Annotated in this window: 18 protein-coding genes; 9 read left to right on the top strand and 9 right to left on the bottom strand. The window is 64.1% G+C overall.

All coding sequences use genetic code 11. From position 1 onward, the window contains the following. The first annotated feature begins 34 nt into the window (after nucleotides 1-34). From ACXYN8_RS09655 to ACXYN8_RS09640, 4 genes are all read left to right on the top strand, one after another. Nucleotides 35-904 (top strand): MBL fold metallo-hydrolase, encoded by an 870-nt coding sequence (locus ACXYN8_RS09655; protein ID WP_458889220.1) that lies wholly within the window; start codon nucleotides 35-37, stop codon nucleotides 902-904. Next, the gene (locus ACXYN8_RS09650) at nucleotides 889-1,584 is read left to right on the top strand and encodes a DUF4230 domain-containing protein (RefSeq protein ID WP_458889219.1); all 696 of its coding nucleotides are present in this window, start codon (nucleotides 889-891) and stop codon (nucleotides 1,582-1,584) included. Before ACXYN8_RS09655 ends, ACXYN8_RS09650 begins: the two co-directional genes overlap by 16 nt. A gap of 160 nt (nucleotides 1,585-1,744) precedes the next feature. Beyond that, nucleotides 1,745-2,773, top strand: a complete 1,029-nt coding sequence (gene nadA, locus ACXYN8_RS09645) for a quinolinate synthase NadA (protein WP_458889218.1) — start codon at nucleotides 1,745-1,747, stop codon at nucleotides 2,771-2,773. 27 nt (nucleotides 2,774-2,800) lie between these two features. Further along, nucleotides 2,801-3,115 carry a hypothetical protein gene (locus ACXYN8_RS09640; protein WP_458889216.1) on the top strand — a complete coding sequence of 105 codons (315 nt, stop codon included), beginning with the start codon at nucleotides 2,801-2,803 and terminating at the stop codon, nucleotides 3,113-3,115. A gap of 7 nt (nucleotides 3,116-3,122) precedes the next feature. Here ACXYN8_RS09640 and ACXYN8_RS09635 read toward each other — a convergent pair whose 3' ends face one another. Next, on the bottom strand, nucleotides 3,123-3,854 hold the full coding sequence (locus ACXYN8_RS09635) for a Brp/Blh family beta-carotene 15,15'-dioxygenase (RefSeq protein ID WP_458889215.1): 732 nt from the start codon (nucleotides 3,852-3,854) through the stop codon (nucleotides 3,123-3,125). Nucleotides 3,855-3,946: 92 nt separating this feature from the next. Next, nucleotides 3,947-4,813: a bacteriorhodopsin gene (locus ACXYN8_RS09630; RefSeq protein ID WP_458889214.1), complete on the bottom strand. Its 867-nt coding sequence runs from the start codon at nucleotides 4,811-4,813 to the stop codon at nucleotides 3,947-3,949. A 160-nt stretch (nucleotides 4,814-4,973) separates the two neighbouring features. Between ACXYN8_RS09630 and ACXYN8_RS09625 the strand changes: the two genes are divergently transcribed. Both ACXYN8_RS09625 and ACXYN8_RS09620 read left to right on the top strand, forming a co-directional pair. Then, nucleotides 4,974-6,248 carry a DUF2254 family protein gene (locus tag ACXYN8_RS09625; protein WP_458889213.1) on the top strand — a complete coding sequence of 425 codons (1,275 nt, stop codon included), beginning with the start codon at nucleotides 4,974-4,976 and terminating at the stop codon, nucleotides 6,246-6,248. Next, complete coding sequence (locus ACXYN8_RS09620; RefSeq protein ID WP_458889212.1) at nucleotides 6,245-7,561, top strand: DUF2254 domain-containing protein; 1,317 nt, start codon at nucleotides 6,245-6,247, stop codon at nucleotides 7,559-7,561. The genes ACXYN8_RS09625 and ACXYN8_RS09620 overlap by 4 nt, the downstream gene beginning before the upstream one ends. A 13-nt stretch (nucleotides 7,562-7,574) precedes the next feature. On the opposite strand, the gene ACXYN8_RS09615 is transcribed toward ACXYN8_RS09620, so the two are convergent. Genes ACXYN8_RS09615 through lipB form a run of 4 tightly spaced genes read right to left on the bottom strand, consistent with a single transcriptional unit; the run spans nucleotide 7,575 to nucleotide 11,264 of the window. Then, entirely contained in the window at nucleotides 7,575-9,359 is a 1,785-nt protein-coding gene (locus tag ACXYN8_RS09615; protein ID WP_458889211.1) for a DUF885 domain-containing protein, read from the bottom strand. After that, nucleotides 9,356-10,222: a DMT family transporter gene (locus ACXYN8_RS09610; RefSeq protein ID WP_458889595.1), complete on the bottom strand. Its 867-nt coding sequence runs from the start codon at nucleotides 10,220-10,222 to the stop codon at nucleotides 9,356-9,358. The genes ACXYN8_RS09615 and ACXYN8_RS09610 overlap by 4 nt, the downstream gene beginning before the upstream one ends. Nucleotides 10,223-10,260: 38 nt before the next feature. Continuing rightward, nucleotides 10,261-10,605 carry a hypothetical protein gene (locus tag ACXYN8_RS09605; protein ID WP_458889210.1) on the bottom strand — a complete coding sequence of 115 codons (345 nt, stop codon included), beginning with the start codon at nucleotides 10,603-10,605 and terminating at the stop codon, nucleotides 10,261-10,263. 2 nt (nucleotides 10,606-10,607) lie between these two features. After that, nucleotides 10,608-11,264 carry a lipoyl(octanoyl) transferase LipB gene (gene lipB / locus ACXYN8_RS09600; protein WP_458889209.1) on the bottom strand — a complete coding sequence of 219 codons (657 nt, stop codon included), beginning with the start codon at nucleotides 11,262-11,264 and terminating at the stop codon, nucleotides 10,608-10,610. A gap of 73 nt (nucleotides 11,265-11,337) precedes the next feature. Here lipB and ACXYN8_RS09595 point away from each other — a divergent pair, with 73 nt between their 5' ends. Next, nucleotides 11,338-12,156 (top strand): glycerophosphoryl diester phosphodiesterase membrane domain-containing protein, encoded by an 819-nt coding sequence (locus tag ACXYN8_RS09595; protein WP_458889208.1) that lies wholly within the window; start codon nucleotides 11,338-11,340, stop codon nucleotides 12,154-12,156. A gap of 7 nt (nucleotides 12,157-12,163) precedes the next feature. Here ACXYN8_RS09595 and ACXYN8_RS09590 read toward each other — a convergent pair whose 3' ends face one another. After that, nucleotides 12,164-12,775 carry a class I SAM-dependent methyltransferase gene (locus ACXYN8_RS09590; protein ID WP_458889206.1) on the bottom strand — a complete coding sequence of 204 codons (612 nt, stop codon included), beginning with the start codon at nucleotides 12,773-12,775 and terminating at the stop codon, nucleotides 12,164-12,166. 159 nt (nucleotides 12,776-12,934) lie between these two features. Here ACXYN8_RS09590 and ACXYN8_RS09585 point away from each other — a divergent pair, with 159 nt between their 5' ends. Beyond that, the gene (locus ACXYN8_RS09585) at nucleotides 12,935-14,296 is read left to right on the top strand and encodes an MFS transporter (protein WP_458889205.1); all 1,362 of its coding nucleotides are present in this window, start codon (nucleotides 12,935-12,937) and stop codon (nucleotides 14,294-14,296) included. 27 nt (nucleotides 14,297-14,323) lie between these two features. Here the strand turns inward: ACXYN8_RS09585 and arsC are convergent, their stop codons facing one another. Beyond that, complete coding sequence (arsC, locus tag ACXYN8_RS09580; protein WP_458889204.1) at nucleotides 14,324-14,668, bottom strand: arsenate reductase (glutaredoxin); 345 nt, start codon at nucleotides 14,666-14,668, stop codon at nucleotides 14,324-14,326. 156 nt (nucleotides 14,669-14,824) lie between these two features. Here arsC and ACXYN8_RS09575 point away from each other — a divergent pair, with 156 nt between their 5' ends. Beyond that, nucleotides 14,825-16,930 (top strand): TonB-dependent receptor, encoded by a 2,106-nt coding sequence (locus ACXYN8_RS09575; RefSeq protein ID WP_458889203.1) that lies wholly within the window; start codon nucleotides 14,825-14,827, stop codon nucleotides 16,928-16,930. A gap of 2 nt (nucleotides 16,931-16,932) precedes the next feature. Here ACXYN8_RS09575 and ACXYN8_RS09570 read toward each other — a convergent pair whose 3' ends face one another. Then, nucleotides 16,933-17,490, bottom strand: a complete 558-nt coding sequence (locus ACXYN8_RS09570; protein WP_458889202.1) for a (2Fe-2S)-binding protein — start codon at nucleotides 17,488-17,490, stop codon at nucleotides 16,933-16,935. Nucleotides 17,491-17,506 lie beyond the last annotated feature (16 nt).

Here is a 17,506-nt window from a genome sequence, read left to right as displayed (position 1 = left end):
GACAAGGACAGGCGCGCCACCCATATCGCACCCCATGCAGGCACCACCGAAACCCTGGCCCACCGGGAAGGTCGAGACGCTCGAGCCGCTGGTGCGCCGCGTGCTCGCGCCCAATCCCTCGCCCTTCACCTTCACGGGGACGCAGACTTATCTTGTCGGCGGAGACGAGGGGCTGGCAGTGATCGATCCCGGCCCGGATGACGACCGCCATCTCGCAGCGCTCCGGGAAATCATCGGAGATGCGCGGATCGTCGCGATCATGTGCACGCACACCCATCGCGACCACTCGCCAGCCGCCGCACCACTTTCGAAAGCTACCGGCGCGCCCGTGATCGGCTGCGCGCCGCTGGCCATCGAAAGCGACGCCCCACGCGCCGATGCGCCGTTCGACCGGACCTACGCACCTGACCGCGTGCTGGCGCATGGTGAAGACATGTCCGGACCCGGCTGGACACTGCGCGCCGTCCACACGCCCGGCCACACCTCCAACCACCTCTGCTTCGAGCTGGTCGAAACCGGCGCGCTGTTCACCGGCGACCATGTGATGGGCTGGTCGACCAGCGTGGTCGTTCCGCCCGACGGCGACATGGCCGACTATATGGCAAGCCTGAAGCTGCTCCACGACCGGGCGGACCGCGTCTACTATCCCGCCCACGGCCCCCAGGTGGACAAGCCGCAACAGCTCGTTCGCGGTATGATCGGACACCGCCGTCAGCGCGAACGGCAGATCCTGCGGCAGTTGGAAGGAGAGCCCCAGCCGATCGCGGCGATGGTGCCGAAGATGTACAAGGGCATCGACGAACGGCTCTACCCTGCTGCGGGGCAATCGGTGCTCGCCCATCTCGTCGATCTGGAACGACGCGGCGAAGTCGCGCGTTCGGGTGACACATGGCAGATAACATAGAAACGCAACCCCGCCCCGTGGCAGAGGAACACTCCGTCGCCGCAAGCTCGAAATCGCTCGCCCGTGTGCAGGCGGTGCCGTGGCTCATCGTGATCGGTCTGATCGCGCTCTCGGCCTTTCTCGGCTGGCGGGCCTTTTTCTATCAGGAAGAAGGCAACCCCGTGGCCAGCGCCATGCTCGCGTTCGAAAAGCAGAACTCCCTCACGGTATTTTCCAGTCGCTTCGAAGTCGTGGCTGAAAGCGTCGATTCGCGCGGGATCGCCGGGATTGACCTCCTGAAGTCGCGGCAGGCATCGATCATTCCTGCGACGGTGGAATACCGCCTCGACCTCGCCACGATGGATCGGGATCGGTTCGCATGGAATGCCGAGACCGAGACGCTGGATGTCGTGCTGCCGCAACTGCGCATTTCGCGCCCCAATCTCGACGAGGCGCAGGCACGCGTCTTCACCGAAGGCACTTGGGTGACACGGGATGCATCGCGCGATCTTTCCCGCAACAATTCCCTCCAGGCCGAACGCAAGGCTGCCGCCTTCGCCAAGAACCCCGAAATCCTTGAGATGGCGCGACAGGCGGCAACGGAGGCGGTGCGGCAGAACCTTGCCATTCCGATGCAGATTGCCGGATATGGGGATGTCACCGTGCGCGTCCGGTTCGACGGACAAGCCGCGCCCGAATAGCACCTAAGGCGGCAACCATTTCGCGACGAGGGTGGCCGAGCGCTGATAGCGGGGGACTCCCATTGCCGCACTTCCAGTTGAAGCCTGATGGCAGGAACGCCCTCGCCAATGCGCCCGTTGCAGCTATAAGCGCCAGCGAACGCAAGATACGGGACAAGACATGACCGCCGAGACACGCCTGCCCACCGGAGCCGACCTGCTTTCCGAGATCGACCGCCTCCGCAAGGAGAAGAACGCGGTGATCCTGGCGCATTACTATCAACGCCCGGAAATTCAGGACCTCGCCGATTTCGTGGGGGATTCGCTCCAGCTCAGCCAGCAGGCGGCGGAAACCGATGCGGATGTCATCGCGTTCTGCGGCGTGAAGTTCATGGCCGACACGGCCAAGATCCTCAGCCCCGAAAAGATCGTGGTGTTGCCCGACATGGATGCCGGCTGCAGCTTGGAAGACAGCTGCCCGCCCGAGAAGTTCAAGGCCTTCCGCGAAGCGCACCCCGATCACATTGCGCTGACCTACATCAACTGCTCGACCGAAGTTAAGGCGCTGTCGGACGTGATCGTCACCAGTTCCAGCGCGGAGACGATCCTGCAACAGATCCCGAAGGACCAGAAGATCATCTTCGGGCCGGACCGCCATCTCGGTGGCTACCTCAGCCGCAAGTTCGACCGCGAAATGCTGCTGTGGCCGGGCGTCTGCATCGTGCACGAAGCCTTCAGCGAGACAGAGCTGCTGAAGCTCAAGGCGCAGCATCCCGGCGCGCCGATCGCCGCGCATCCTGAATGCCCGCCCGCGATCATTGAGCACGCCGATTACGTGGGTTCGACCAGCGGCATCCTGAAGTTCGCCGAGAATTTCGAAGGCGACACGCTGATCGTCGCGACCGAACCGCATATCATGCACCAGATGGAAAAGGCGCTGCCGGGCAAGACCTTCATCGGCGCGCCGGGGGCGGACGGCAACTGCAACTGCAATATCTGCCCCTACATGGCGCTCAACACGCTGGAGAAGCTCTACACCTGCCTGCGCGATCTCGAACCTCGCATCGAGATCGAGGAAGGCCTGCGGATCGCTGCCAAGAAGAGCCTCGACCGGATGCTCGAAATGGCGAGCAGCACGGTGGGCAAGGGCGATATCGGGCAGGTCCAGATCGAGGATATGCCGGAAAGCGAAGTGCCGAGCGGCGACTGACGCGCCGCACGCAAGGGGGCAGAATTCATGGGCAAGACAGTGCGATGGGAAGGCCCGTCGCGGCGCGGCTGGCTGCGGCGCCTGCGCGCGCGCCAGTGGAACGAGCGCGCCGGCTGGCATTTCGCCGGATCGTTCACGGACAGGGAACCGGGTACGGATTGGCCGGTCGATTTCTGGCAGTATGACTGGGTGAAGATCGGCACCATGGCCGAATTGCGCGACCCCCTTTACGGCCAGCGCCGGATGGTTCCGCTGTGGTTCGTCGAGGTGGACGGCAAGCGCCACGGCTTCGCTGCTGAGGAATTTTCCAGCGGCGTGTGGGTGTTCTTCCTGCCGGTTTGAACAGGCATCAACGCTCCAGCCGCTCCGTCAGCATGTGCGGCGTGGCTAGCCCGAAGGCGAGCGCGATGGCGATTTCCAGCGTCAGCAAGCCAGCGCCCACCGCTACGATCAAGCCAACGGCCCCGACCGTTGCGACCGCGGTAGGCAAGGCGACCGCGCGCCAGACCGCACTTACGCCGTAACGGGCAATCTGCCGCCGCTGCACGGGCAGGGCATGGCCGACGAGGAATATCGTTCCAACCGCCAGCACCGGCTCGAACGCCAGCACGGCAAGCGCGGCCAGCGCTGCCTCGCCGCAGCCACGCTGGTTCTTCCAGAGGGATGCCACCGCCAGCACCAGCCCCAGACCGCCCGCAATTGCGAGCGTGGCGATCATAGCTTCGGGCACATGGCCGCCGGTCACCAGTTCGAAGGTCTCCCGCGTACCGCGGGGGCGGAAAAGGGCGCTCCCGCCAACCGCCAGAGCGGCGATGGCAGCGCGTGCAAACTGGCCGAAACTGCCGTCGCTGTGCGTGAAGTGCCAAGCGGACAGCGCCAGGAACAGCGCCAGCCCCGCCAGGGGAGCCGCGAGGAACAGCGCAGCGACGGCCGCGCCTACCACGAGGTATGCGCCGACCAGCACCGGCGACAGCGAAGCGATGCGGCCATCCTCCTCCTCCCCGGCGCCATGGGCCAGTCCGGCCAGGAACATGGCAAGTCCCAATATCACCGGCAAGGCGCCACCCGCGATCTGTGCCAATGCCGCCAGCACGAGCGCGCCCCACGCGAAAAGGGCCCCGGCATCGCGCCAGGGCCCTCTCGATTTAGCGGATGTGGCCCGCAGCAAGTGGCTCAATCGCCCCGTGCCGAGGCAACCTGGCTGCCGAGCGGGCTCGTTTCCAGCGCTTCGGCTGCCGGGACATAACCTTCCAACGCGCTGCGGCGCAGGAGGTAGCGGCTCAGGATCAGACCGTAGAGCAGCTTCGAGGTGATGTCGGCGATGGAGAACAGCAGCTGGCGCGTTACCACGATGTCGCCGGTGATGCCGAGCTGCGGCAGGGCATAGGCGATCGGATAAAGACCCCAGGTGGCAAGGAAATACCACCAGATGTTCTTCGGCCATGCCTTCAGTTCCGCCGGGCTGTTGGCGATGCCCGCAGTGATGACACCGCGAACTTCAACGATCAACCACACGAAGAAGACGGTCGAGATCACGCCCCACAGGTTCAGCCGGGCAAAATCGCCGGTTTCGCCGAACTGGCCGATCAGGCCGGTCCAGATCATCAGCAAGGCGGGGATCGCCATGCGGATGACTTTTTTGTGCGTGAAGCCATGCGACAGGCCGAAAGCGATCGGCAGCTGCGCGAGCAGGATGGGCACTGTGATGGTCCAGTTGCCATAGCGGAAGGCGTTGGTGAAACTGTCACCGTCGGTCACCGGTTGGTAGGCATTGCCGACCAGCGTGTAGGCATCCTGCCAGGTCGAAAATTCGCGCAGCAGGCTGAGGCCGGCTGAAGCCATCACGACAGCGGAGAGGATGGGCACGATGCGATAACGCGGCGCCAACTGGCGCGACATCATCGCGAAATAGATAATGAACGCGAAATGCGCGCCATAGCTGACCATCAGAATCAGCGACCCCATGGTGTACTGCCCCGCCGTCAATGTGACGAGGTTCTCAATATTGCCGAACGTTGCGGCGTCTGTCCCTGTAGTCATGATCGCAGTCCTTCCAACATGACGATTGCTCCGGCCCGCCGGGACCCTCCAGTTACGGAACAGGCCGGATTGCAACCAAATGTCGGTGCGAATGTTTAGTTCCTTGCAACAGGGCATCACACCGGGGAACTAACCTTTGTCAAATCGTGGAAAATCGCCGGTGCGCGGACGGCTGGGCTGGCTGTGGCATCGTATCTTTGCAAGCTACTGGTCGCTGCCCGTGCTCGCGGTTCTATCCGCCCTCCCCATTGCCGTCGGGACAGTGTTGTGGGACCGCGACAGTCTGACTTCGTGGATCATCGACCGCGATCTCGATCCGGTCATTACCGCTGACACGGCGAAGGATCTGGTCGGCGTCGCAGTCGGCATCAACGCCGCGTTCCTGACGCTGTATTTTTCGATCACGCTACTGGTGCTGACCGTGGCGAGCAGCAATCTCGGCGTCCGCCTGGTCGACCGCTGGCTCGACAAGGGGCTGGTGCGCGTGTCGCTGTCGGGCCTCGCCTTCACGCTGGTCTATTCGCTGGCCGTGATGAGCGCGATCGACGCAGATGCCGCGATCGCGGATACGCCGCTGGGTTCGGTCGCCGCAGTGATCGGCTTCCAGGCGCTAAACGTCGCCATGCTGTCCGTCGCGCTGCACGATCTGGGTCGCACGATCTTCGTCGATCGTTCCATCCACTACCTCGGCCGCGAGGCGGCAAGCGGTCCCGCGATCATCAATTCGGCAGAGCCCTTGCACCCGCAGTGGAGCACCACGTTCCGCGCCCGGCAGGAAGGCTACGTCGAAGGAAACGACACCGACACGCTGGGCAAGCTCATGTCCGGTTCGCAAGCCTACGCCCGTATCTGCGCCGCGCCCGGCCAGCACGTCATGGAAGGCGACCCGCTCGTCCAAGTGACCGGATGCGAGCTGGAGGCCGACAAACTGCACGACATCGTTCCCATCGGGAACTTTCGTTCCGACGGTCAGGGCACGGTTTTTCAGGTGCGCCTGCTGGTGGAGATCGCGGCCCGCGCGCTGTCCCCCGCAGTCAACGATTTCTACACTGCCATTGCCTGTGCCGATCGGCTCGCCGCGGCAATGGACGGCCAGTTCGGCAGCTGGATCGACCGCGGCAAGGTTGCCGTGTATGCCCACGACACCCGCATCGAATTGCCCGGACAGGACTTCCACGGGCTGTTCGCCGATCCCCTCGCAGCTTTCCGACAGGCGGCCTGCCAGTATCCGAGCGTTTCCATCCGTATGATCGACAATTACGCGCGCCTGATTGAACGCGCCCGCGCCGCGGGTCATTCGGCGGAACTCGTCGAGTTCCTGATGCGAAGAGCGCGTGAGCTGGGCGATCACGCCCGCGATGTCACGCAGTTCGAAGGTGACAAGACCGACATTGCAGAGGCTATCGCTCGCTGCGAGGACGCAACACAGGCATGATCGATCTCCGCTTCCTGTGGGCGCGCCTCAATGCCAACTACTGGTTCTATCCGGCTGTCTTCGCACTCTTCGCCGCGATCCTCGCGCTGTTCATGGTCTGGGTCGACCGCAGCGGCTCCGCCGACTGGCTCAATTCCGTGACGTGGGTGGTTCCTGCCCGACCGAAGGGCGCCGCCGATATGCTGACGGTCATGGCCGGCAGCATGATCGGTGTCGCCTCGACCGTCTTCTCGATCACCATCGCCGCAGTCGCCTACGCCAGCGGGAATTACGGGCCGCGCCTGCTGACCAATTTCATGGAGGATCGCGGCAACCAGCTGAGCCTCGCTACGTTCATCGGCAGCTTCGTCTATGCACTGGTGGTGCTGCGCGCAGTCAGGACGGAGAACGAGACCCCCGCCTCCACTGCCGACGCGGCGGCGACCGCCCTGCCCGGTTTCGTGCCGCAACTGTCACTGCTGGTCGCCTACGGACTGATGGCGCTCAGCATCGCCGTGCTGGTCTATTTCCTCAATCACATCCCATCCAGCATCCGGATCAACAAGGTGCTCGAAGGGATCGGGACGCGCCTGCTGGAAATGATCCGCGAGGAATTTCCCGCGGAAGACGCCTTCCCCGATGCGCGCGACCAGCCGCAAGGTACCCCTGTCGTGGCGCAAAAGACCGGCTACGTGCAGATGACCGATTTCGCGGAACTCGCGCGCATATCGAAGGAACGGGACTGCGCCATCGCGCTGAAGGTGCGAACCGGCGATTTCGTGCATCGCGATATTCCGCTCGTCGAAGTCGCCGGGTGCGACGCAGAGGAATGCGAGAGCGAAGTTCGGGCCTGCTTCGCCCTTGGCGCGACACGCACGCCGGAACAGGATCCGCAGTTCCTGATCGACGAGCTTGTCGAAATCGGACTGCGCGCGCTGTCTCCGGGGATCAACGATCCTTTCACCGCGATCACGGCGCTGCACTGGCTGGGCGCATCCACTTCGGAAGTGGGTCGCCGCGATTTGCGTAAGAACATCTGCGACGCCGAAGGGGAGACGTGCGAGGTGTTTCCCCTGCCCGACGACTTCCAGCACTACGTCGATCGCGGCTTTGGCGCGATCCGCAGTGCGGTGGCGGCCAGCCCCACGGCCTCGGCGGTGATGCTCGACACGCTGGACAATGCCGCCCGGCCGATCCTCGACAAGCGCAGGCAGGAATTGCTGCGCAAGGAAGGCGCGTTCCTGATCGAGCAGGCGCGCCACATTCTGAAGGGGCCCGACCTGGAATTGGTCGAGGCGCGCCATGCCAGCTTCCAGCGCAGGTTCTGGAACTAGTCCGCGGCTGCAATCACTCGATGGGCAGGTCGAAAACCAGCTGGCGCGCGTATTTCACCGGCGGAGAGCCATGGCTGAGGACCGCGTCGTGGTATCGGCGCAGAGTAAACTCGCTGCCCCAGCGCCGCTCCGCCTCGCGCCGCATACCGAGATGCTCTTCGTAGCCGGTGAAGTAGGATAGCAACTGCACCGACGACAGGTTGGCGCGGACCCACTTGCCCGCTGCCTCGCGCTCCTGCTGGAAGGCGCCCTGCGTCATCATCGTCATTGCCGCCTCGCGGTCCATGCCTTCGGTATGAATGCCGATATCAAGCAGCGTGTTGGCGATAGAGCGCAGGCGGAACTTGAGGCCCGACAGGATGAAAAGCTTGCCTGCCTCGGTTTCCATGCCGCCGAGATAGTCCGCTTCCGCCATCACCCGTTCGGTATAAACGGCCCAGCCCTCTACGAATGGCCCGCTGCCCAGCACAGCGCGCAGGACGCCGGGAAACGTGTTCGCGTGATCGAGTTGCAGGTAATGCCCCGGCACGCCTTCGTGGATCGAAAGCAGGTGCAACATAGAAATGTTGTATTCCGAGAGGAAGCTGGTCGCCTGTTCGTCAGTCCAGTCGTTCGGCACGGGCGACACGGCGTAGAACGCAGGCTGATCCCGGTCGAGCGGGCCGGGCGCGTCGAGATAGGCAACCGAATTGCCCTGCGCGAATTCGGGCATGGTGATGATCTGCACCGCCCCTTCCGGCATTCGCACGATGTCATGTTCCGCCGTAAATGCGGTCGCCTCGGCAAGTGTTTCGCGGGCGCGCTGCTCCAGCGTATCGCGCGTCGCGCGGTCGGCATAAGTCCTGGCAAGCCCGCATTCGATCGCCGCCTGCTGGCCCGCGATGTCGCAGCCCGGCAGGGTGCGGCTGACCTCCTCCATCTTTGAACGGGTTTCCGCAAAGGCGGCTTCCGCCTTGGACTTGAGTTCGGCCACGCTCATGTCGGTGACGAGGGCGAAACGCATCTTCCTTGCGTACTTCTCTTCGCCCAGCCGGAATTCGCCCTTGGCTCCGGGGACGACCACGTCGTCGAGCCAGCGCTGGTGCTCCGCCACGGCGTCCTTCAGATTGCCGAGTGCGGCATCGAAGCGCGTGCGCTCGATTCCGTGCTGCTCCACTTCGGGCAGCAGCACGGAATCGACGATCCCCATCAGCCCTGCGTTCTGTTTCGCCACCGTTTCCGCATGGACTTTCGGCACGCGCGCCACGTCAATCTGCTGGCGCGCGGTGGCAAGGAAGGCGGGCAGCTTCTCCATGCGCTCGACGATGCTCTCGAACCGCTCCGGCCACGGCGCGAAATCGCGCGCGACGAGGCCGTAGAGCGCATAGCTGGCGGTGTTGTGATAGTATTGCGGGTTCCACGCCCACTCCTGCTCAACCTCGGTCGACCAGATCGCGTAGTCGAGCGTATTGGCGAGCAGCTTGTAATCGACCTGATTTTCGCGGCTCAGCTGCGCGATGTCGATGGTTTTCATCGCGGCGCGGGTCGCCTTCATCTGGGCAAGATCGCGCTGGCGCCCCTGCGCTGAGACATCAGGCAGTTCGCCGTCATAGGCATGGTTGCCGAGGCCTGTCGCAAAGACCGGGTTCTGTTCGGCCATGCGGTCGAGGTAATGGCGACCGAGGGTTTCGAATGCAGCATTCTGGCCCGCTTCGCTCAGCTGCGAAACAGACTGCGGCGTGTTCTCGCCCGCCTGCGGAACGGCGCATCCCGCCATCGCCAACGCCAGCACGCTCGCGCTCAACCGAAATACCTTCATGCCCCGTCCCCTTTCAATTCCGTTGCAGCCCCCGGACGCACGGTCCGTGCCTCGACCAGCTTTGCAATAACCAGTGCTCCGGCAAGCAGTATCATTCCCAGCACATCGGCCCAAGCCAGCGTTTCCCCGAACGCCAGCCAGCCCACAAGACTGGCAAGCGCGGGCTGGGTCAGCAACGCCAGGCCGATGATCAGCGCGGGGAAATGGCGGAGGGAATAGACCAGCAGCCCCTGCCCGATGATCTGGCTGCTGAACGCCAGACCGACGACAGGACGCCAGTCACCCGGCCAGAACGGCTCTCCTCGCGCCGTGGCGATGGCCAGCAGCACGGCGATCGCGGCAATGCCCGACCATGCAAGCAGGCTCCACATTCCGGCAAAGTCGCGCGCCTTCTGCATCGGCAAGAGATAGACCGCATAGAACAGCCCTGCGAGGAGGCAGAACAGATCGCCGATCAGGGTCTGGGCGGAAATTTCCGCGCTCCGCCCCAGCAGGATAACCGATCCGGCAAGGGCCGCGATGATTGCAAGCCATTCGCGCCCGGCGGGCAGGCGGCGCAGCAGCACGAAGCTCCAGATCATCAGCACGATGCTGCCCGCATTGCCGAACAGCGTCGCGTTGCCGAGCCGCGTCCATTCGATCCCGATATGCCAGCTCGCGATGTCGGCCCCGAAGAATGCGCCCGCGATCAGCGCCAGCACGATTCCCCGCCTCGGAACGGACGTCGCACGGTCGCCCGTCAGAAAGCCGAGCGCGAGGATGACCGGGAAAGCCAGCGTCAGCCGCCAGAAGCCCGCCGAAACCGGCCCGGTATCGGCAAGCCGAACCAGCCACGGCCCGAGCGCGAGCGCGGCATTGCCGATAATCAGCGCCGCGAACGGCCAGCCCCGCCAGTCGCGTGTTATTCGGAAGCGTCCTCTTCCGAAGCTGCCAGCGCTTCGTCGGCTGGCGATCCGGCGGCGTCAGCTTCTGCATCGGTTTCTCCGGCATCGTCGGAAGCGGAAGTCGCGGTCTCACCGTCTTCGTCGGCGCTCTCAGTATCGGTTTCGTCCGACGGATCTTCGACCGGAGCCTGCGTCCGCACCCGGTCCAGCGGGAGCATGGCGTCGCTGATGGTGCCTTCCAGCACCTCGCCCTCGGCCCCCGCACCCTGGCTGTCCGCCGGGGCGGGCGTGTCGTCGCAACCGCCTGCCAACAGGGCGAGCGCGACCACGCCCGGAAGCACGCGCTGAACTGTCTGTCGCATCCTTATCCTCCGCTAGCCCCGACTTCGGCGAGAAACGCGGGCAGCGCCCGATCCAGTGCCGCGTCGAGATCGGCCATCCCCGCGCCACTGCCAAGCTTTTCGAGGCTCGTCACGCCATATTCGGCAATCCCGCAAGGCACGATGCCGGTGAAATGGGCCAGATCGGGCGCGACGTTGACGGAGAAGCCGTGCATCGTCACCCAGCGTCGCACGCGCACGCCGATTGCTCCGATCTTCGCCTCGCGGCCATCGGTATCCCGCGTCCAGATGCCGACGCGGCCCTCAGCCCTCCAGCTTTCGACGCCAAGATCCGCCAGCGCGGCGATCACCCAGCCCTCGATAGCATGGACGAAACGGCGCACGTCCTTGCCGCGCCGCTCGAGGTCGAGCAGCACGTACCCGATGCGCTGGCCCGGCCCGTGATAGGTGTAGCGCCCGCCTCGCCCCGCCTTCACCACCTCGAAGCGGGGATCGATCAATTCATCCTGCGCGGCGCTGGTTCCGGCGGTGTAGACTGGCGGGTGCTCGAGCAGCCAGACCACCTCGCTCGCGTCGCCGGCGGCTATGGCGGCATTTCGCCGCTCCATCTCGGCCAGAGCGTCCGCATAGGGGACGAGCCCCTGCGATACCCGCCATTCGGGTCTGGATTGTTGGTTCATGCCCATCGCGCAATTGCGTGGCGACGGGCAATGCGCTTATCAAGGGTTTAGAAAAGATAGCAGGGATGGTGACATGAAATTCGACATGAATGCGGCATGGCAGGACGCGATCCGCATGATCACGTCAAGCCGCGATGTGGTCGTCGTGGTGGCAGGGTTGTTCTTCTTCCTGCCGAGCGTCGCCGTCACCCTGCTCGCGCCTGGGCTTCAGCAAATGCCGCAGGGGGTCGAGGGTGAAGAAGCCCTCGCGGTCTTGCAGGCGGCGGTCATCGATGCATGGCCGATCCTGCTGGTTTCGACGATTGCGACGACGGTCGGGATGCTCACGCTGCTTGCGCTTTTGCGCGATTCGACACGCCCCACGGTCGGAGAAGCGATCGGGATCGGGGCGAAATCGCTCATCCCGTATATCGCGGCCCAGCTGCTGGTCGGCCTCGCGCTCGGCCTCGTGATCGTGCTCGGCGTCAGCATCGGAACCGCGACCGGAATGTCCGCGCTGGCTTTCGTGCTCGTGATCGTCGGTATCGTTCTGGCGATCTATGTGTACGTCAAAGTATCGCTGACCGCGCCGGTCATCGCGATCGAGAAGCAGTTCAATCCGATACAGGCAGTGCAGCGCTCGTGGAAACTGACCAAGGGCAACAGCCTGCGACTGTTCGGTTTCTATTTGCTGCTGGGCCTCGCTGTGCTGGTGTTCTCGATCCTCGTCGGCCTGCTGACGGCGGGCATCACCGCGGCGCTTGGCACGGACACGGCGGGCCAGCTGGCGGCGGGAATCGTCAACGGCCTTTTCACCGCCGGTTACACGACGCTGTTCTACGCCATCACCGCGGCGATCCATCGCCAGCTTTCGGGGCCGAGCACGGAGCGCACGGCGGAAACCTTCGAATAGGAGAGGTTCAGGCCTTCCAGCCCCATGCCAGACGGCAGGGCAGGATGTTGAGCCATTCGAACCCGTCGTCGACCTTGGGGAAATGTTCCGCCGTCAGATCGCGCGCGGATTTGCTGAACTGATAGGTCATGAAGGCCCCGCCCTTGCGGATGATGCGGTGAGTCGCCGCCGCGATCTGCGGGCCAACGCCCTCTGGCAAGGTTGAGAACGGCAGACCCGACAGGATGTAGTCGGCGTGCTCTGCCCCGTGCGCGCGCACGATCGCCTCGACGTCGGCTGCCGATCCCAGCACCGGCTTGAACCGGCTGTCGCCGATCGTACGGCGCAGGTAGTCGATATAGAGCGGGTTGGTATCGATCGCGATCAGCATCCCGTCGCGCGGCAGGCGGTCGAGCACCGGGCGGCAAAACGTACCGACGCCGGGGCCGTATTCGACGAACACCTTGCAGTTGCCCCAGTCCACCTTCGACAGCATCTTGCGGATGGTGAAGCGCGAGGACGGGATGATCGAACCGACCATCACCGGATGCTTGACGAAACCTTCGAAGAAAACGCCCCACGGACCCAGTGCGTGCTTGATCCGGCGGCCGAGCGTGCGCGCAGGCTGCTGCTCGGTCATTTCATGGCCTGACATGATGGAATTGCGGCTCCCGCGGTATGGCCGGGAGTTCCGGCTGGATGTCCAACAGTTTACCCGACCGCGTTGGCATTTTCGCAGCCCGATTGCAAGTTGGCGCCGATTGCAAAACTGAGGTCACCGGCCTAGCGGTTCGGCACCATGGCGGAACACGATCCCACAACGGTGCCTGCACGGTCCAAGGCGACGCCGAAGCCCAGCGCCATTTCGCGCGGGCGAATGATCCTGCTTTTCATGGTCATGCTGGTCACCGCTGCGGGCAACACCGCGATGCAGTCGGTCATGCCGTCCATCGGCACGGCATTGCAGGTCAACGACGTGTGGATCAGCCTTGCCTACACCTGGTCCGCCTTGCTGTGGGTGATCTGCGCCCCGCTGTGGGCGCGCCGTTCAGACCAGCGTGGCCGCAAGGCGATGATGGCGGTGGGGCTGATGGGCTTCATCGTGTCGATGGGTCTTTGCGGCATGGTGCTGTGGTTCGGCCTGAAGGGTTTGATCCCGGCCGCCGCGACCCTGATCATGTTCGCGCTCGCGCGGAGCCTTTACGGCGGTTTCGGCTCTGCTGCGCCGCCTGCCGTGCAGGCCTATGTCGCGGCGCGCACCGACCGGACGGAGCGGACGCGCGCGATGTCGCTGATCGCGTCGAGCTTCGGCCTAGGCACGGTGATCGGCCCGGCCGTCGCGCCGCTGCTGGTGTTCCCAGCGCTCGGGCTGACCGGCCCTTTCATAGCGTTCGCCGCGGTCGGCATTGCCACGCTGATCGCGCTGCGCCTGCGCCTGCCCAACGACACCCCGCAGTTTCCCGCGCGCGGCAGCGCCTATGCCGCCCCGTACTCCACGACCTCGCCCGAGCAGGGAGATTCCGGCGACGACACCGATGCCGTGTCGCTGACCGAACCTGGCAAGCGCATGTCCGGTTGGCGCGATCCGCGAACGCGGCCCTGGGTCGTCTCCGGGCTGATCGGCGGTCACGCCCAGGCGATGGTTCTGGGCATTTCGGGCTTCCTGGTGCTCGACCGGCTGGGCTTGCGCGAAACGCCCGAACTGGGTGCAGGCCCGGTCGGCATCGTGCTGATGTGCGGGGCAATCGCCACGCTGCTGGCGCAGTGGGGTATCATTCCGAACTTCCACCTCGGCCCGCGGGCCGCGTCGATGTCGGGCATCGTCATCTCGGCGATTGGCACCGCGTTTCTCGCCATAGCGGACGACCTGCACTCCATCGCGCTGGCCTATTCGATCGCGACATTGGGCTTCGGCCTCTTCCGGCCAGGTAACAACGCCGGTGCCTCGCTCGCGGTCGACACGCACGAACAGGGCGAGGTTGCCGGTGTCATGGCATCAATCGCGGGCGCGGCCTTCATCGTCGCTCCGGCGCTCGGCGTGTGGCTCTACAACACGCACGAAAGCTTCGCCTTCGGCTCCATCATCGGATTATGCGCCATCGTCGTGTTCTATGGCTGGTCGCGGCTGGGCAATGACGACGAAATGACCAGCGAGAACTGAGGCGCGATCGCGCCCCACCTGCGAGCTTCAGAGAATCTCCAGCACCTTTTCCTGCGGCCGACACAGCCGCACGCCCTTGTCGGTTTCCACCAGCGGACGCTCGATCAGGATCGGATCGCTCGTCATGGCCGAGAGCACTTCGGCATCGCCGGCGTCGGGCAGTCCACGCTCCTGCGCATCGGTACCGCGTAGGCGCAGGCCCTGCGCTGGCGTGATCCCCGCATCCCCATAGAGCTGCGCGAGCTTCTCCTCACTCGGCGGGTTCTTGAGATACTCGACGACTTCGACTTCGACGCCCTCCGCCTCTTCGAGAATGGCCAGCGTCTTGCGCGAAGTACCGCAATTCGGGTTGTGCCAGATGGTCGCTTTCATTTCGGTCTCCTCAAGAACTGTAACCGCGCAATACGCGCCGCAGCGGCAGCTTCCAAGAAAGAGAACGATGTTTCGCGTCTGGGGTGTTGCAATTGAGAATAACTCGCAATAGCAGGCCTCATATCGCGAATCATTCGCAGATCCGGAGGAACCATCTTGTACCGTTTTAACCGTCGGCTGAGCGCCACGCTGCTCGCCGCAACCGCCCTCGTTCCCGCCCTTCCCGCTATGGCCGAAGACGCACCTGAGCGCGAATACCTGCCCGGAACGATCATCGTCACGGGAGAGCGCGATGGCTATGGAACGGACGATGGGTCGACCGGTACGAAGACACCGACTCCGCTGATCGACGTGCCGCAGGCGATCACATCGATCACGCGCGACCAGCTGGACGACCAGAACGTCACTTCGCTCAACGAAGCGCTGCGGTTCGTGCCGGGCGTCAGCCTCGAAACCGGTGAAGGGCAGCGCGATGAAGTCTTTATTCGCGGGCAGGAAACCACCGCCGATTTCTACATTGACGGCCTGCGTGACGACGCCGAATACTACCGCCCGCTCTACAATATCGAGCGCATCGAAGTGCTGAAGGGCTCCAACGCGCTGATTTTCGGGCGCGGTGCTGGCGGCGGTGCAATCAACCGGGTCAGCAAGACCGCCGGCTTCGGCGCTCCCCGCGTTGCCGGATCGGCCACTGTCGACACGCATGGCGCGTTTAGCATCGCCGCAGACCTCGGCGTGGCGGCGTCCGACAATGTCGCACTGCGCCTAAACACCACTTACGAGGAATTCGCCAACCATCGCGATTTCTACGAAGGCCGCTTCATTGGCGTCAGCCCCACGGCAACGATCGCGGTAGGCCCGGCCACGCAGATCGTCGCAAGCTATACTTACGACGATGACGAGCGCGTCACCGATCGGGGGATTCCCTCCTTCGATAACCGTCCGCTGCAAGGGGCAGAAGAAACGTTCTTCGGCGTTAGGGATTACAATCTCAGCCAGGTCGAAGCGCACATTGCGCGCAGCCGGATCGATCACGCGTTCTCCGATGGGCTGAGCGCCAACGCGACGGTTCAATACGCCCATTATGACAAGTTCTATTCGAACATCGTGCCATCAGGTGCGATCGACAGCGACAATGATGGCGTTGCCGACCAGGTCCGGCTCGGCGGATATGAAGCCGGGACTATTCGCGAAAACCTGATCGGACAGGCCAATCTCGTCTGGCAGGGCAATACCGGCACCATTGGTCACACGCTGCTGATCGGTGCCGAAGCCATGAAGCAGGATACGGATGCCAACCGCGACCAGGCGCGCTTCGGCGGGCTGACCAGCGTTGTCGTCGACCTCGCGGATGTGATCGCGGTGCCGGGCTTCACCCTCTCTCCACAGCGAGCTTCCACCTCGGAGCTCACCACGCTGTCGATCTACATTCAGGATCAGATCGACCTGACCGACTGGCTTCAGGTCGTCGTTGGTGCGCGCTACGAGGAATTCGACCTGGATAGCTACAATATCCGGGAAGACTTCGCCGCCTCGCGCAAGGACGACAAGTTGAGCCCGCGGCTCGGCGTGATCGTGAAGCCGCAGGACAATGTTTCGCTTTACGCGAGTTATGCGGAAAGCTTCCTTCCCGCCTCCGGCAACCAGTTCACCGTTCTGAGCGAAGGCAGCGTCGTTCTGGATCCGGAGGAATTCGAATCGCTTGAAGCCGGAATCAAATATGCGCCGAGCAACGATCTCCTGCTGACGGCAGCGGTGTTCCGCCTTGACCGGTCAAATACTCCTGCAACCGATTCGGCCACCAATCTCACGGTTCTGACCGGCGAGAGCCGGGTGCAGGGGTTCGAGGCCAGCGTTGCCGGTTCGCTGACCGAGGCGCTACACGTCAATCTCGGCTACACGTACCTCGACGGGGAAATCCGGTCCGCCACGGACGCCGCCAGCGTTGGCACAGAATTGCAGCAACTGCCCGAACACCAGATCGGGGCATGGGGCCGGTACGACGTGACGGACAGTCTCGGCTTCGGGCTGGGCGTGGTGCACCAGTCGAGCCAGTATGCGAGCTTCACCAATGACGTGAAACTGCCCAGCTACACCCGCGTGGACGCGGCGGCGTTCTACACGATCGATGACCGCATCAGCTTGCAGTTCAACATCGAGAATCTCTTCGACGAGGAATATTACCCCAGCGCCCACGGCGACAACAACATTCAGCCGGGCAAGCCCTTCACCGCGAAGGCGGGTGTTCGCTTCGCACTGTAGGTCTAGTTTGCTCCGTCCGGTTCGTCCGCGCTGCCAATGGCGGGGACGGATCGGGCGGCGTCGCGCGTCAGGATACCCGGAGCAGGTGCGGCGCTGATGCGCTCCTGACCGCGCGAAACCCGCCCTGCCCGCTCGATCGCGCGGACCAGCCGCGGATAGACACCACAGCGGCACAGATTCGGGATGGCCGCCTTGATCTCATCCTCGCCCGGCGCGGCATTGCGCGCGAGCAGCGCTGCCCCGGCAATGACGATCCCCGGCGTGCAGAAACCGCACTGTATCGCCTGCTCCGCGACCAGCGCCTGCTGAACGGGATTCGAACGGTCGCGGCTCAGCCCCTCGATCGTCGTGATGAAGCGGCCCTCCGCCTCAGCGATAGTGATCAGGCAACTGCGCAGCGCCTCTCCGTCGACGAGCACCATGCATGCGCCGCAATCGCCATTGCCGCAGCCGTATTTCGTACCGGTAAGATTGGCGGCATCACGCAGCGCAAACAGCAGCGGCGTCTCCGGCGCCATGTCGAAGAACACTGGCCGGCCATTGACCGTCATACGGGACATAGCGGATCACCCGATG

Source organism: Altererythrobacter sp. CAU 1778, from assembly GCF_054482795.1.
Note: the sequence above shows the minus strand (reverse complement) of the source record. Positions and strands in the feature narration are given on the sequence as shown.

Coding starts and splice junctions, on each gene's coding strand:
- ACXYN8_RS09585 (WP_458889205.1), top strand. CDS start 12,935: ATGGCGGAACACGATCCCACAACGGTGCCTGCACGGTCCAAGGCGACG.
- ACXYN8_RS09630 (WP_458889214.1), bottom strand. CDS start 4,813: ATGACTACAGGGACAGACGCCGCAACGTTCGGCAATATTGAGAACCTC.
- ACXYN8_RS09615 (WP_458889211.1), bottom strand. CDS start 9,359: ATGAAGGTATTTCGGTTGAGCGCGAGCGTGCTGGCGTTGGCGATGGCG.
- ACXYN8_RS09650 (WP_458889219.1), top strand. CDS start 889: ATGGCAGATAACATAGAAACGCAACCCCGCCCCGTGGCAGAGGAACAC.
- arsC (WP_458889204.1), bottom strand. CDS start 14,668: ATGAAAGCGACCATCTGGCACAACCCGAATTGCGGTACTTCGCGCAAG.
- ACXYN8_RS09640 (WP_458889216.1), top strand. CDS start 2,801: ATGGGCAAGACAGTGCGATGGGAAGGCCCGTCGCGGCGCGGCTGGCTG.
- ACXYN8_RS09655 (WP_458889220.1), top strand. CDS start 35: ATGCAGGCACCACCGAAACCCTGGCCCACCGGGAAGGTCGAGACGCTC.
- ACXYN8_RS09570 (WP_458889202.1), bottom strand. CDS start 17,490: ATGTCCCGTATGACGGTCAATGGCCGGCCAGTGTTCTTCGACATGGCG.
- nadA (WP_458889218.1), top strand. CDS start 1,745: ATGACCGCCGAGACACGCCTGCCCACCGGAGCCGACCTGCTTTCCGAG.
- lipB (WP_458889209.1), bottom strand. CDS start 11,264: ATGAACCAACAATCCAGACCCGAATGGCGGGTATCGCAGGGGCTCGTC.
- ACXYN8_RS09590 (WP_458889206.1), bottom strand. CDS start 12,775: ATGACCGAGCAGCAGCCTGCGCGCACGCTCGGCCGCCGGATCAAGCAC.
- ACXYN8_RS09620 (WP_458889212.1), top strand. CDS start 6,245: ATGATCGATCTCCGCTTCCTGTGGGCGCGCCTCAATGCCAACTACTGG.
- ACXYN8_RS09595 (WP_458889208.1), top strand. CDS start 11,338: ATGAAATTCGACATGAATGCGGCATGGCAGGACGCGATCCGCATGATC.
- ACXYN8_RS09605 (WP_458889210.1), bottom strand. CDS start 10,605: ATGCGACAGACAGTTCAGCGCGTGCTTCCGGGCGTGGTCGCGCTCGCC.